The sequence below is a fragment of the Thalassospira lohafexi genome (assembly GCF_002844275.1).
GTDB classification, from domain to species: Bacteria; Pseudomonadota; Alphaproteobacteria; order Rhodospirillales; family Thalassospiraceae; genus Thalassospira; species Thalassospira lohafexi.
On record NZ_NXGX01000004.1, the window covers coordinates 144,400 to 157,471 of the forward strand.

Annotated in this window: 12 protein-coding genes; 5 read left to right on the top strand and 7 right to left on the bottom strand. The window is 54.0% G+C overall.

The features are described from left to right. Positions 1–71 precede the first annotated feature (71 nt). The 4 genes from lsrB to lsrA are packed head-to-tail and all read right to left on the bottom strand — an operon-like array spanning position 72 to position 4,678. A complete protein-coding gene (gene lsrB / locus COO92_RS10490; protein WP_206186392.1) occupies positions 72–1,097 on the bottom strand; it encodes an autoinducer 2 ABC transporter substrate-binding protein LsrB in 1,026 nt (341 codons plus the stop codon). 11 nt (positions 1,098–1,108) lie between these two features. Continuing rightward, positions 1,109–2,110: an ABC transporter permease subunit gene (locus COO92_RS10495; protein ID WP_101301964.1), complete on the bottom strand. Its 1,002-nt coding sequence runs from the start codon at positions 2,108–2,110 to the stop codon at positions 1,109–1,111. Beyond that, positions 2,110–3,180: an autoinducer 2 ABC transporter permease LsrC gene (lsrC, locus tag COO92_RS10500; RefSeq protein ID WP_101301965.1), complete on the bottom strand. Its 1,071-nt coding sequence runs from the start codon at positions 3,178–3,180 to the stop codon at positions 2,110–2,112. The genes COO92_RS10495 and lsrC overlap by 1 nt, the downstream gene beginning before the upstream one ends. Continuing rightward, positions 3,173–4,678 (bottom strand): autoinducer 2 ABC transporter ATP-binding protein LsrA, encoded by a 1,506-nt coding sequence (gene lsrA / locus COO92_RS10505; protein ID WP_101301967.1) that lies wholly within the window; start codon positions 4,676–4,678, stop codon positions 3,173–3,175. The genes lsrC and lsrA overlap by 8 nt, the downstream gene beginning before the upstream one ends. 236 nt (positions 4,679–4,914) lie before the next feature. Between lsrA and COO92_RS10510 the strand changes: the two genes are divergently transcribed. Genes COO92_RS10510 through COO92_RS10520 form a run of 3 tightly spaced genes read left to right on the top strand, consistent with a single transcriptional unit; the run spans position 4,915 to position 7,787 of the window. Continuing rightward, positions 4,915–5,859, top strand: coding sequence for a sugar-binding transcriptional regulator (locus COO92_RS10510; RefSeq protein WP_101301969.1), 945 nt, complete (start codon positions 4,915–4,917; stop codon positions 5,857–5,859). Positions 5,860–5,862: 3 nt separating this feature from the next. After that, on the top strand, positions 5,863–7,428 hold the full coding sequence (gene lsrK / locus COO92_RS10515) for an autoinducer-2 kinase (protein ID WP_101301971.1): 1,566 nt from the start codon (positions 5,863–5,865) through the stop codon (positions 7,426–7,428). Positions 7,429–7,481: 53 nt separating this feature from the next. Continuing rightward, a complete protein-coding gene (locus COO92_RS10520) occupies positions 7,482–7,787 on the top strand; it encodes an antibiotic biosynthesis monooxygenase (RefSeq protein WP_101302566.1) in 306 nt (101 codons plus the stop codon). A 92-nt stretch (positions 7,788–7,879) separates the two neighbouring features. Here the strand turns inward: COO92_RS10520 and COO92_RS10525 are convergent, their stop codons facing one another. After that, positions 7,880–8,575: a DsbA family oxidoreductase gene (locus COO92_RS10525; protein ID WP_101301972.1), complete on the bottom strand. Its 696-nt coding sequence runs from the start codon at positions 8,573–8,575 to the stop codon at positions 7,880–7,882. A 194-nt stretch (positions 8,576–8,769) separates the two neighbouring features. After that, a complete protein-coding gene (locus COO92_RS10530; protein WP_022734021.1) occupies positions 8,770–9,030 on the bottom strand; it encodes a hypothetical protein in 261 nt (86 codons plus the stop codon). A 288-nt stretch (positions 9,031–9,318) separates the two neighbouring features. Between COO92_RS10530 and cimA the strand changes: the two genes are divergently transcribed. Next, complete coding sequence (cimA, locus tag COO92_RS10535; protein ID WP_165792321.1) at positions 9,319–10,932, top strand: citramalate synthase; 1,614 nt, start codon at positions 9,319–9,321, stop codon at positions 10,930–10,932. Between the two features lie 191 nt (positions 10,933–11,123). Further along, complete coding sequence (locus COO92_RS10540; protein WP_101301976.1) at positions 11,124–11,906, top strand: RNA methyltransferase; 783 nt, start codon at positions 11,124–11,126, stop codon at positions 11,904–11,906. A 144-nt stretch (positions 11,907–12,050) separates the two neighbouring features. Here the strand turns inward: COO92_RS10540 and COO92_RS10545 are convergent, their stop codons facing one another. Further along, a complete protein-coding gene (locus COO92_RS10545) occupies positions 12,051–12,635 on the bottom strand; it encodes a fasciclin domain-containing protein (RefSeq protein WP_101301977.1) in 585 nt (194 codons plus the stop codon). Positions 12,636–13,072: the final 437 nt, after the last annotated feature.

Sequence of the window (13,072 nt, forward strand, 5' to 3'; positions counted from 1 at the left end):
CTATCAAAAAATCAGCAAGAAAATCCGGGTACGGCCCACCCCCAGGAGGGCCGTACCCGTTCATCCAAAGATCAGAAATCGAAATCGTCGATATTGTCTTTGGTAAAGACAGTGCGGTTTGGCAGCAAGATGATGCCGTTGCCGTCTGCTTCGTAGTCGTAACCCTGAACACTGTTCGGGGAAACTTCAACGGTGCCAACACCCGGAATGTCGAGCGTATCGCCAACATTCATCGGGCCGTTATCAAGAACGTGGTTGGCAACATAGACCGAAATTTTACCCTGTTCGGTGACGTCCCAAAGGCCGAAACGTTCCACCGTGCCGCGTTTGACGTATGGACGCATCACATTCGGGGTGGAGAAGCCAACGATGGCGACTTTGCCCGCGCGGTCGAGGTTTTCAGCCGCCTGTGCGGCCGCCGGAAGGGCATTGGCATCCGGTGCGATGATGGCATCAAGATCCGGATAAGCTTTGAGGATGCTTTCAGCAGTCTGAAGCGATTTCTGCGCATCGTTATAACCATACTGGGTGGTAACAACTTCCCAGTTCGGATGTTCTGCTTCGATTTTGGCCTTGGCAGCATTGGCCCATGCGTTCTGGTCGGTGACGGTCGGGCTGGAATAGAAGAAGGCGACTTTTGCCTTTTCTTTGGTGATGCCGTCATTGGCCATATCGACCAAAAGACCGCCCAGCTGTTCCGGGGTGCCCTGGTTGACATAGTAGCTGCGGCACTCTGGTTTCACGTCGCTGTCCCAGGTCATGACCAGGACATCGCGTTTCATCGCGCGTTCCAGAGCCGGGCACAGACCATCGGGGGAGACGGACGATAAAATGATGCCATTATAGCCCTGATTGACGAAGTTGTTCACGAACTGGACCTGACCGGAAACGCTTGGTTCGGTCGGGCCGTCATAGGTGACATCAATCCCAAGTTCTTTACCAGCGGTGGTCGCACCATTGCCGCCACTGGTGAAGAAGCCAACGCCCACCAGTTTCGGGATGAACGCGATCTGGTTTTCGGCAAAGGCCGGAGCTGCTGCCAGAAGCGAGCCTGCGAAGGCCGCTGCCGTCATCCATTTAAAAGTTTTTCCTGACATTTCTTTCCTCCTCATGATGCTGCGCGTTTGCGGTTCGTCGCCATTATTCGCGCAGCTATAAAATCGGCCAACACTGCGCTTCCGTGGCGCAATGCGACCGCAACCACCAGCAACGCACCTGAGAGCGCACTGGAAATCTGACTGGGAACACCGCTCATTTGCAGGCCTTGCTGCAGATAACCGATGACCAGGGTGGCCAGAAGGGTGCCGACAATCGACCCTTGCCCACCGTAAATAGAAGCCCCACCAAGAACGGCCGCCGTGATGGCGGGCAACAATGTCGCCGTGCCAAGATCAACACGCGCCGATCCAAAATAGGATGACAAAACAAGCCCTGCGACCGCAGCAAAAACGCCGGTCAGGACATAGGTGATGGTTTGGATCGTTTTGATGCGAAGGCCGCTATAGCGCGCGGCATGTTCGCTTAGCCCGCACATAAAGACCGACCGGCCAAAGCGCGAATAGTGCAAAACGATAAACAAGATCAGGGCTTCGATCAGCAACACCAAAAACGGTGCGGGCAGACCGGCCAGTTCAACATAGGCAAAGGATGTAAAGACATCGGGGAAGTTGCCGATCCCTTCATAGCCGCCTGCACCCACAACACCCGACAGAACCGTTGCCGCACCGCCAAACAGATACAGACTGCCAAGGGTGACCACCAGCGGCTGAATGCGTGACACATGGATCATGGTGGCGTTAAACAGGCCTGCCATCGCACCGGTCAAAAGCGATGCCAAAATCGAAATCGGCAACGGCATGCCAAAGAAATTGGCTATGCCAAACACGATGGCGCACAAGCCAACTGCCGATGCAAAGGATACGTCAATTCCGCCAGCGATGATCACAATGGTCAGGGGCAGGGCAACAATGCCGATCTGGGCAAAGTCACTGGTGCTATAGAGCAGGTTGGACAGGTTCAGAAAACGCGGATTGATCATGCCAAAGATGGCAAATTCAGCAATCAGCATGAACAGAAGGGCGGTTTCCCAGCGCAGAACATAGCGTTTCATTATTCACCTGCCTCCTGCGGGCGGGACGCGGATGCGCCGTCGCGATTGGATGGATTGGATGTATCGGGTTGGTCGATGTTGGTTGGGCTCGGGCCGTGGTGATGAACTGCATAGCGTTTGGCACGGATCGCACGGTCAACGGCCATGCGCACGCGCCCATCCAGAAGCAGCACCAACAGCAACACGGCACCGGCAATGAAATCATTCCAAAAGGCCGGGATTTTCAGGAACACCAGCGCACTGTCGATGGAAGTTAGGAAAATCACACCGACGAAAATGCCCGGAACCGTGCCGGTCCCGCCCAAAAGGCTGACGCCACCCAGAACGTTGGCAGCAATGGCTTTAAGTTCCAGTCCGTTGCCAGCCTGATTGGGGATAAAGCCGATCTGTGCCGCAAAGATCATTCCGGCGATGGCCGCGAGGATCCCCGCGGCCACAAAGGCTGCGATTTGTACGAGTTTAACCGGGATACCCAGATGGCGGGATGCTTCGCGGTTATCGCCTACAGCATAGAAATAGCGGCCAAATCGGGTCTGGCGAACGCAAAAGCCAACAACAACAAGTGCGACAACGACAACCACCGTCAGAATGGAAATGCCCAACGGGCCGTTGATCGCCAATCCCTTAAGCGATTGCGGCAGTTCTTCGATCCAGTTGCCACCGGTCAGGATCAGCATCACACCGCGAAACAGGCCAAGGGTGCCCAATGTCGCGATGATCGATGGCACATTAAGCATGGTGACCAAAAGACCATTGATCAGCCCGGCAACCGCACCGGTCACAAGACAGGCGATGATCGCAACGCCAAGGCTGTGACCGTCATTCAGCATAAGGCCCAGTACAACGGCACTTAGGCCAAGTACCGATCCGCTTGAAACATCAATATTGCGGGTCAGGATGACCAGCATGGTGCCAAGTGCGACCGACATCAAAACAAGGCTGTTGGACATCACAACTGATGCGGTCGAAAGCGACAAGTAGCCCGGTGCGACAGCCCCGATGAGCAGGAATGCAAGGACGGTTACGGCACACAGGGTCGCCACACGGTTGCGTGCGAAGAAATCAAGCATGTGAAGGGCTCCCGGACTCGAAGGCAAGATGGGCAATGGCATCAACCGTGACGGCATCACGTTCGAGTGCGCCGCACTGCAGGCCATGCGCCATGACGACAACCCGGTCGGCAAGCTGTTCGATTTCGTCAAAGTCCGATGAAATCAAAACAACCCCGAGGCCCTTGGCGGCCAGTTCGTGGATCAGACGATAAATATCGTTACGCGCCGCAACATCCACACCGCGTGTAGGTTCATCCAAAATCAGAACCTTGGGATTGGCGGCAAGGCATTTGGCCAGCAGGACTTTTTGCTGATTACCACCAGACAAGCGCCCAGCGGACTGATCTTCGCCTTCGCATTTGATGCCAAGGCTTTCGCGGAACGTGTTAAATGCCGTTGTTTCAGCATTGCGTTTTGGGAAAAAGCCAAGGCGATGCATGGTGTAGCCCGACATATTCCAAGCAAGGGAAGCTTCAAGGAACAGGCCGTTTTGCTGCCGATCTTCGGGCAGATAAACCAGCCCAGCATCAACGCAATCACGTGGGGAACGTTTGGTCAGTGGCGCGCCATGTAAATGGAGTGTGCCGCTGCGCGCATCGCGCAAGCCAAACAGGGTTTCGGCCAATTCCGAACGACCCGCCCCCACAACCCCAGCCAGACCGACAATTTCACCGGCCCGGACATTAAAGGAAATGTCGCGAAATCCTTCGCCGCTAAAACCATCGATTTCAAGCACCACGTCGCGGGTGTCAAAATCGATATCCGCATCGGCACGTGCGGTTGGGGCCGCCGATTGCACAGTTTTGGTCATGGCTTCGACGATGTGGTTGTCATCGTAATCGCAAAGCGCGCCCGACAGAACAATTGCCCCATCGCGCAGAACACTAATGACGCTGCATATTTCGCGAATTTCGCGCAGCTTGTGCGAAATAAAGAAGATGCCAACGCCTTGTGCCTGAAGCTGACGGACGCGATCAAACAGTGCGTTTGCTTCGTGCGGGGTCAGGGCGGATGTCGGTTCATCAAGAATAAGAACGCTGGCCTTGCGAATCAGCCCGCGCATGATTTCAACAATCTGGCGGTCGGCAATTTCAAGGGTGGCGGCCTGCGCATCAAGATCAAGCGATACGGCAAGATCGCGCAGCAGGGCTTCTGCCTGTGCCCGCAGCGCGCGCGGTTTGGCCTTAAGGCCAAGGCAGATATTTTCCAAAACAGATTGATTGGGCAGGATGTGGGCTTCTTGGGGGACCAGATAAAGCCCAAGGGCCTGTGCCGCCGCAGGGGACGGGGTGCCGAGCACCTGTTCATTGATTTCGACCGAACCCTGATCCGGGCTGACCAGACCAGCAATGGTTTTCATCAATGTCGACTTACCTGCACCGTTCCCGCCCAAAAGCGCGTGAACCTGCCCTGCAAGCAATTCGATGTTAATCCCCTTAAGAACCGCTGTGCCGCCATAGGATTTCCATATGTCGGTAACACGGACCGATGTCCGGGGTGTTATGTTGTTTTCCATCCCTAGAAGCCTGTTCATTTGTTTTTATGAAAAACATTTGATCATAGGATTCCAAATCCGTCAACAACCATGATTTTTTAATATATCGGCAATTATCTGCCAGTAATCAGTGAAAATTGGTGCTGCATTGCAGCATGAAGCGTTGCCATTTTTAGTAGTGCTGACAATGGTTGACGTGATCATTTGTTTTATGAATAATCAAATGAACAACATATGAAAATTTGGGGATACGGATTATGGCGTCGGAAGGAAGTGATTGGAGTTATGCAGACGCGGAAGAGGAAACTCTGACCCGTATCGCATGGTATTACTATAACGACGGCATGACCCAGGGCGAAATCGGCGACAAGCTTGGCCTGTCGCGGATCAAGGTTTCGCGCATGCTTGAAAGTGGCCGACGCACCGGGATCATTCAAGTCCGAATTAATTCGCGCCATCAAGGGTGCCTTGAATATGAACAGCGTCTTCAAGATGTCTGGGGGCTTCGCGAAGTGCGGGTTGTGCCCAATCTTGAAAATGGCGATCTGAATGAACGGCTGGGTCAAGCGGCGGCGCAGTTTCTGATGCAGCGTTTGGGCAATGATGATTTGCTTGCTGTTGGCTGGGGCTCGACGGTTAGTCATACCATCCAGCGTCTTGGCCATATGGCAAATGAACGCAATGTGTCGCTGGTCAGTTTGACCGGCGGTGTGGCGACCTATGTCGATGGTATGCGCACCGCCAACTGGGGCAGTAGTGTCCATCTTTTGCCCGCCCCACTTGTGGTGTCGGACCCGTCAGTGGCATCGGCCCTGATGGGGGAAGCGGGCATTTCCAATGTTCTCGAAATGGCGATGAATGCGGCTTATCAGCTGGTCGGGATTGGCGAACTTAATAGCGAGTCGACCGTTGTCCGCAGCGGTTATGTCACGCCCGATGAAGTTGAACCCCTGCGCCGGAAGGGCGCTGTGGGCGATATTCTGTGCCAATTTTACGATGATAACGGCGATGTTTTGGACCTTTCACTGCATGAGCGGGTGATTGGTGCGCGTCTGGCATCGCTGAATAAATCCAAAAATGTGATCGCCGCCGCCGGCGGGGAAGCAAAGGTGCGCGCCATTCGTGCCGCCCTTAAAGGAAAATATGTCGACATCCTGATCACGGATGAAAAAACGGCAGAAAAATTGTTGGAGGACGTCTAGGAAATGTCAGCGGGTGATTACCTGCTTGCGATCGATGCCGGAACAGGCAGTGGTCGGGCAGTAGTGTTTGATCGAGACGGAAATCAACGCGGATCGTGCCAACGTGAATGGTGGCACAAGGAAGATCTGCGTTTTCCCGGTTCAATGGATTTCGATGTTGATGGCAACTGGCAACTGATTTGCGATTGTATCGCGGGTGCCCTGTCAGAAGCCAAGATCAGCGGCGATGATATTGCCGCGGTCAGTGCAACATCCATGCGTGAGGCCATTGTCGCGTTTGACAAAGACGGTCGGGAAATTTGGGCTTGTGCCAATGTCGATGGCCGGGCGGTCAATCAGGTGCGCGAACTTAAAGACGAATATCCCGGCGTTGAAGAAGACCTTTATAAACAAACCGGCCAGACCTTTGCGCTTGGTGCGTTGCCACGGCTTTTGTGGCTGCGCCAGCAGATGCCCGATATTTACGATCAGATTGATCGCATTGCGATGCTGTCAGATTGGGTGGTGGCGCGCCTGTCTGGGGTGATTGCGTCTGATCCGTCCAATGCCGGGACAACAGGCATTTTTGGGCTGCGCGAACGCAATTGGTTGCCCGATGCCATGCGCGCGGTGGACCTGCGCGATGATATTTTCCCGCCTGCCTATGAAACCGGAACGGCCGTTGGTCATGTCACGCCAAAGGCCGCTTCGGAAACCGGGTTATCGACCAAGACGACCGTTGTTGTCGGCGGTGGCGATTGCCAGCTTGGCACGGCGGGGCTTGGTGTTACCGGGATTGGTGATTGTGCCGTTCTGGGGGGCACGTTCTGGCAGCAGATTGTCAATGTTGATTCCAGTCTCATCGATCCATCAATGAACCTGCGGATCAACCCGCATGTGATCACCGGGCTTAATCAAGCCGAAGCCATCAGCTTCTTTGTCGGCGCAGTAATGCGCTGGTTCCGTGATGCGTTTGGCCAGGAAGAATTGGCCAAGGTCGACGATCCGGGCAAGGCCTATACCCTTCTTGAAAAATTGTCGAAAGAGGTGCCGCTTGGTGCGCATGGGGTGATTCCGATTTTTTCCGATGTGATGCGCTATGGCAGTTGGTATCACGCTGCACCTTCGTTTTTGAACCTGAGTATTGATCCAGCGAAATCGGGCAAGGCTGTTTTGTTCCGTGCGTTGCAGGAAAACGCCTGCATTGTTGCGGCCCGTAATCTTGATGCGATTTTCGCACTTAGTGGTCAGCGCCCGGACAAGATCGTCTTTGCCGCAGGGGCGGCGAAAAGCCCGCATTGGTCACAGATGCTGGCCGATGTCACCGGTATTCCAGTCGCGACGCCGGTGATCAAGGAGGCAACCGCGCTTGGCTGTGCCGCCGCCGCCGCTGTTGGCGGTGGGATTCATGACGATCTGGCAGCGCTTGGTCGGGAATGGGTGCGTTGGGAAAACACGTTTGAGCCCAATGCGGCCCTTAAATCCGACTATGACCAGTTGGGGGATCGCTGGGCGCAGGCATATGCCGCACAGCGCCAACTGGTTGATCAGGGGGTGACGACCTCTATGTGGAAGGCGCCGGGACTATAAGTAATCGCGCACAGAAATTGATTTACATGCAAGAAACAAAAACAGGACACATCATGCTTGTACAAATGGTGCATATCGAAGTTAAACCGGGCCATGTCGATGAGTTTATCGAAGCGTTCCGTATCAATTACGAAGGAACGCGCGCGCACGAAGAGGGGAACCTTCGTTTTGACGTGCTGCGCGATCCCGAAAACAAGCACAAATTCATGATCTATGAAGTGTTTCGTTCTGAAGAAGATTTTCAGGCACATCGCCAGACCGAGCATTACAAGGAATGCGTGCGCCGGATTGATCCGATCATCACTGGCCCACGGTCGAAAACCTACTTTAATGCCGAAATGGCCGATTACCTGCCCTAGGTTTCGATGCTTCGCATTGATCCCAAGCACAAAGAAGAGCCCGAGCATTTTGCTGGGGCTCTTCTTTTATGGGGCGTTCAGCTCTGTAATGCTTACTGGTCGGCCTCTGCATCAGCCAGAATATCATCGCCCTGGCGGGCAATTTCGCTCAGCGCCTGTTCAAAGACTTCTGGCGGGTGGCCACCGGAAATGGCGAACTTGCCATTAACCACATAAGTCGGTACCGAACTGATGCTGGCATTGCCAAATTCTTCTTCCTCGGCGCGGACTTCTTTGGCGAACTCGTCACTCGCCAGAATTTCAGCAGCACGTTCCGGCGAAAGGCCGACTTCTTCGACGGCACGGTTTAGAACGCCATGATCGCTTGGGTTTTCGGCATCCTGGAAGTAGGCCGTGAACAAGGCCATTGTCAGCGCGGTTTGTTGGCCGCTTTTGCCTTCTTTCCCTGCCCAATACAGCAGGCGGTGGGCATCAAAGGTATTGTAGATGCGGCTGTCGGAACTGAAATGGATCGGGAAGCCGACATTTTCGCTCATCATGGTGATGCGCGCACGGTTGTCGGTGCTTTGATCGGGCGTGAGGCCGTACTTTTCGGTAATATGCTCGGACAGGTCCTGACCTTCTGGCGCCATGTTCGGGTTCAGCTCGTACGGGTGCCAGCGGACTGTGATGTCAACTTGTCCATCCAGCCGCGCAACGGCCTCTTCTAGGTTTTTATAGCCGATAATGCACCATGGGCAGACCACGTCTGAAACAATGTCGATCTGCAAAGGGATGGCGTCCGTCATGAATTTTCCTTGCGTTATGAAACCGTGTGATGGTCCATCACATAATCGCTGTGACAGCAAACGCAAGAACAGATCATCGATCACATAACAGAAAAAATGTCATTTTCCTGTCGGGCGCACGTCATGGGCCGCACATAAATGATCAAAAACGGTGATGTCGCGAGGAGAGGTAAAGCGCGTCCAATGGCGTAGGCTTAGTGGGCGTTTTCGTTTGGCTGACGGCGTGCGTGATCAACCATATATTCGGCAAAGGTTTCCAAAATGGGGCATGACCAGTCGGCACGGGTTTTTTCCCCGTCACGTTCCCATTCGCCGTACCAGCGTTGGTCAATGTCGCGGAAAATGGTGTAATGGGCAAACCGGTCCGTTGCCGTCCAGCAGTTCTTACCTGATCTTTCCCAAGTCAGTCCTGCAAGCATCATGACGTCGATGCCGGTGGTGGCTTTCAATGCCATGGCGTTTGTCCTTTGACAGTGGATGGTTACATCAATTGGTGGAGCAGTAACCAAACACTTTGCAATGTATGGTAGAGTTAAGCATTGAATTAGGAGGGGTGCAACAGTCCAAGGGGACAGGTTTGCTATCCTAAAGAGGGGTATTTTCACCGAAATGAGTGGAAAACGGCTCCGATTGTCGGATTTGCGTAATGCTGTTGCGCTGATGGCACTTTTCCGGCAATTTGCCTGACCCACCGGGACCGGTCGGTTTCTGGATTCGAAAGACTACGATCAGTTGGAATGAATATGTCAGACAAGCGCGTCTATCTTTATGACAGTACCTTGCGCGATGGGCAGCAAACCCAGGGCGTGGATTTTTCGGCAGCGGATAAAACCGCAATTGCCAAGGCGCTGGACGAATTGTCGATTGACTATATTGAAGGCGGGTGGCCCGGCGCCAATCCAACGGACGATGCATTCTTTGCCAATCCGCCGAAATTGAAGAATTCCAAGCTGACGGCCTTTGGCATGACGCGCCGTGCCGGGCGGTCGGCATCGAATGATCCGGGGCTTGCGTCTTTGGCGCAGAATGCACCGATTGTCTGCATGGTAGGGAAAAGCTGGGATTTTCAGGTGACCGAGGCCTTGGGCATCGAACTTGATGAAAACCTTGCGATGATTGCGGATTCCATCGCACACCTTAAAACCAAAGTGTCCGAAGTGATGTTCGATGCAGAGCATTTCTTTGACGGGTATAAAGCCAACCGCGACTATGCGTTATCCGCGATCAAGGCGGCCTATGAAGCTGGGGCACGCTGGGTTGTTTTGTGTGACACCAATGGTGGCACGCTGCCCGACGAGATTTTCGACATCGTGACCGACGTTTGCAGCCAGATCCCCGGTGCCCACGTTGGCATTCATTGCCACAATGATACGGAAAATGCGGTGGCCAATTCACTGGCCGCCGTCCGTGCCGGCGCGCGTCAAGTGCAGGGAACGTTGAATGGATTGGGGGAACGGTGTGGCAACGCCAACCTGATTTCGATCATTCCGACCCTGATGCTGAAAATGGGATTTGATGTTGGTGTTTCCAAAGATCAACTGACCCAGTTGCGCCGGATTTCTCATATTCTTGATGAACGGCTAAACCGCGAACCAACCCGTCAGGCCGCCTACGTTGGGGATAGTGCCTTTGCCCATAAGGGCGGGTTGCATGTGTCCGCGGTTGAAAAGAACCCGGCCTGTTACGAGCATGTCGAACCTGAACTGGTTGGCAATCAGCGCCATATTCTGGTGTCCGATCAGGCGGGACGGTCAAACATTCTGGCACGGTTCCGTGAAATCGGGGTGGATGTCGATCCGAAATCCGAAGCGGTCGGCAAGCTGGTTGAAAATGTCAAACAGCGCGAATTTGATGGCTATGCCTATGATGGGGCCGAGGCCAGTTTTGAGCTTCTGGCGCGCAAAGCCATGGGTGAGCTTGACCGGTATTTCCGCGTCACATCATTTCGGGTGATTGATGAACGGCGCTGGGGCGATGAGCAGGATGAACAGGTCATCACCATGTCCGAAGCAACCGTAAAGGTCGTTGTCGGCGATGATCAATTCATGTCGGTCGCCGAGGGGAATGGGCCGGTCAACGCCCTTGATGCAGCGCTGCGTAAGGTGCTGTTGACGGTGCCGGAATATCGGGATGCGGTCGAACAGATCGAACTGATCGATTATAAGGTCCGCATTATAACGCGCGGGGATGGCACACGTGCGGTAACGCGTGTGATGATCGAAAGCCGCGATGCGGAGGGCAACAACTGGGCCACCGTTGGTGTTTCAACCAACATTATCGAGGCGTCCTATAACGCATTGCGTGATTCAATTACCTATAAGCTGTTTAAGTCCGGCGTGCGCAGCCAGCACGGCTAAGACGTTCGCTCAAGACAGATGATCTCTTTATAAACGGCTGGGCAGGTTTTCTGTCTGGCCGTTTTGCTGTTTTGGGGATGAGTGGGGGCGCAAAGGATGCTGGCGTTGCCAGTTGGCTTTTGCTAAAGAAACGCCAATATTGACCGAATGTCGGTACCCAGACTTTCTTTGACGACCGGAGAAACCACGCGATGAGCGACGCCCGAGGTGCTGCTATTCCCGAAACGGGTGGCATTGCCAATCCGCCAGTGATCATTCTGATTGAACCGCAGCTTGGCGATAATATCGGCAAAGCCGCGCGCGCGATGCTCAATTGCGGGCTGGTTGATCTGCGGCTGGTGCGCCCGCGCGATGGCTGGCCCAATGAACGCGCAACTGCGAATGCGGCCGGTGCTGACATCGTGATCGACAATGCCAAGGTGTTTGAGCGCGACGAAGATGCGGTTGCCGATTTAAACCGGGTTTATGTGACCACCGCGCGCACCCGCGATGCAATTAAACCGGTCTTTACGCCCAAGGGACTGGCACCTGAATTGCGCAGCGTTGTCGCCAAGGGTGAAAAGGTTGGCGTGTTGTTTGGGCCGGAACGGACAGGGGTGCGCAACGAACATATTGCGATGGCCGACGCGGTTGTTACCGTGCCATTGAACCCCGGCTTTACGTCGCTTAACCTTGCGCAGGCGGTTTTATTGATCGGGTATGAATGGTGGCAGGCTGGTGTTGACGTGCCCGATTATCAGATGCTGATGAATGATACGTTCCCGGCCACCAAGGAAGATCTGGAGCGGCTGTTTGTTCATCTTGAACACGAACTTTATGAGTCCGGGTTTTACCGTGTTGAAGCCAAGCGCCCCAATATGGCGCGCAACATCCGCAATATTTTTAACCGGTCCAACCTGACCCATCAGGAAGTCCAGACCCTGCGCGGGATGATTGTTGCGATGCGCGGTGGAAAGTACAAGCCAGAAGATTGATCTGTACTGTTGTGTCAGTACGTAGAAAAATTGCCAAAATAAGACACCCGGCCTACGTGGCCGGGTGTCTTCGTCTGGGGGCTTTGCAACAGGTTAAAGCCGCGCAGTGCCAGACGATTTAGCAGCGTGATCAGGTACGGCCAATCAGCCCGGCAGAAGGACGGTATCGACCACATGGATCACACCGTTGGACTGCATGACATTGGCAATGGTGACTTTTGACCACTGGCCTTTGGCATCGACGATATAAAGTGCACCGTCTTTCATCTCGGCGGTAATCGTGCCGCCGGATGCAGTGGTCATTTTATACATCCCGCCCATGGCCTTGGTTTTTTCCATCAGGTCGGCTGCGGTCATGGTGCCCGGAACCACGTGATAGGTCAGAATATTGGTCAGGGTCGCCTTGTTTTCCGGTTTCAGCAGGGTTTCAACCGTGCCAGCAGGAAGTTTGTCAAAGGCGGCATTGGTGGGTGCAAAGACGGTGAACGGCCCGGCACTTGCCAGAGTGTCCACCAGACCCGCCGCCTTAACCGCGGCAACCAATGTTGTGTGATCTGCGGAATTTACCGCATTCTCAACAATGTTTTTGGACGGATACATCGGGGCACCCCCGACCATTACGATCTTTTCGCCCGCCATTGAGCTTTCAGATTTCATGTCATTGGCGCATGCACCCAGTGTCAGTGCAATCGCAGAAGCGGCAAATACCATCATGGATTTCTTAATCATGTAAAACGTGTCCTTGTCAGTCTGCCTGCGTGGCGCATTGTTTTTATCGGCGCACTTTGCCACGCAACCCGGTTTTCAAATTCGATCCCAAGAGCGGATTTCGTATTGATCATTCCTGTTTTTGAGCGCGTTACGGGCGAAGGTACGCACAAGGTTGCCTTCGGGTTTCAGCAGGGATGATGTTTTTTTGCCAAAGGGTTATGCAAAGGCAGCCAGCCAATTGCACAAACAGGCGATGTCGGGCATACCTATGGCGTCAGGCAAAGCGGCACAGACCGGCAGAAATGCAGGGCTTGGATGCGGTGATTAATGTTTGACTCTTGGTCAATCATCTCTATATTGCGCCTCACTTCCGAGAAAGTGGGTCGAAACAGGTGTTTTCGTCCCCGTTCCGTATGTCCTGCTGTTAAAGCGTTTGGGGTTACGGAAACTATCGG

What these genes read in the sequence shown, in the direction of transcription:
- lsrC (WP_101301965.1), bottom strand. Translation starts at nt 3,180, where the DNA reads ATGCTTGATTTCTTCGCACGCAACCGTGTGGCGACCCTGTGTGCCGTA.
- lsrK (WP_101301971.1), top strand. Translation starts at nt 5,863, where the DNA reads ATGTCAGCGGGTGATTACCTGCTTGCGATCGATGCCGGAACAGGCAGT.
- COO92_RS10495 (WP_101301964.1), bottom strand. Translation starts at nt 2,110, where the DNA reads ATGAAACGCTATGTTCTGCGCTGGGAAACCGCCCTTCTGTTCATGCTG.
- lsrB (WP_206186392.1), bottom strand. Translation starts at nt 1,097, where the DNA reads ATGTCAGGAAAAACTTTTAAATGGATGACGGCAGCGGCCTTCGCAGGC.
- COO92_RS10540 (WP_101301976.1), top strand. Translation starts at nt 11,124, where the DNA reads ATGAGCGACGCCCGAGGTGCTGCTATTCCCGAAACGGGTGGCATTGCC.
- COO92_RS10520 (WP_101302566.1), top strand. Translation starts at nt 7,482, where the DNA reads ATGCTTGTACAAATGGTGCATATCGAAGTTAAACCGGGCCATGTCGAT.
- cimA (WP_165792321.1), top strand. Translation starts at nt 9,319, where the DNA reads ATGTCAGACAAGCGCGTCTATCTTTATGACAGTACCTTGCGCGATGGG.
- COO92_RS10530 (WP_022734021.1), bottom strand. Translation starts at nt 9,030, where the DNA reads ATGGCATTGAAAGCCACCACCGGCATCGACGTCATGATGCTTGCAGGA.
- COO92_RS10510 (WP_101301969.1), top strand. Translation starts at nt 4,915, where the DNA reads ATGGCGTCGGAAGGAAGTGATTGGAGTTATGCAGACGCGGAAGAGGAA.
- COO92_RS10545 (WP_101301977.1), bottom strand. Translation starts at nt 12,635, where the DNA reads ATGATTAAGAAATCCATGATGGTATTTGCCGCTTCTGCGATTGCACTG.
- lsrA (WP_101301967.1), bottom strand. Translation starts at nt 4,678, where the DNA reads ATGGAAAACAACATAACACCCCGGACATCGGTCCGTGTTACCGACATA.
- COO92_RS10525 (WP_101301972.1), bottom strand. Translation starts at nt 8,575, where the DNA reads ATGACGGACGCCATCCCTTTGCAGATCGACATTGTTTCAGACGTGGTC.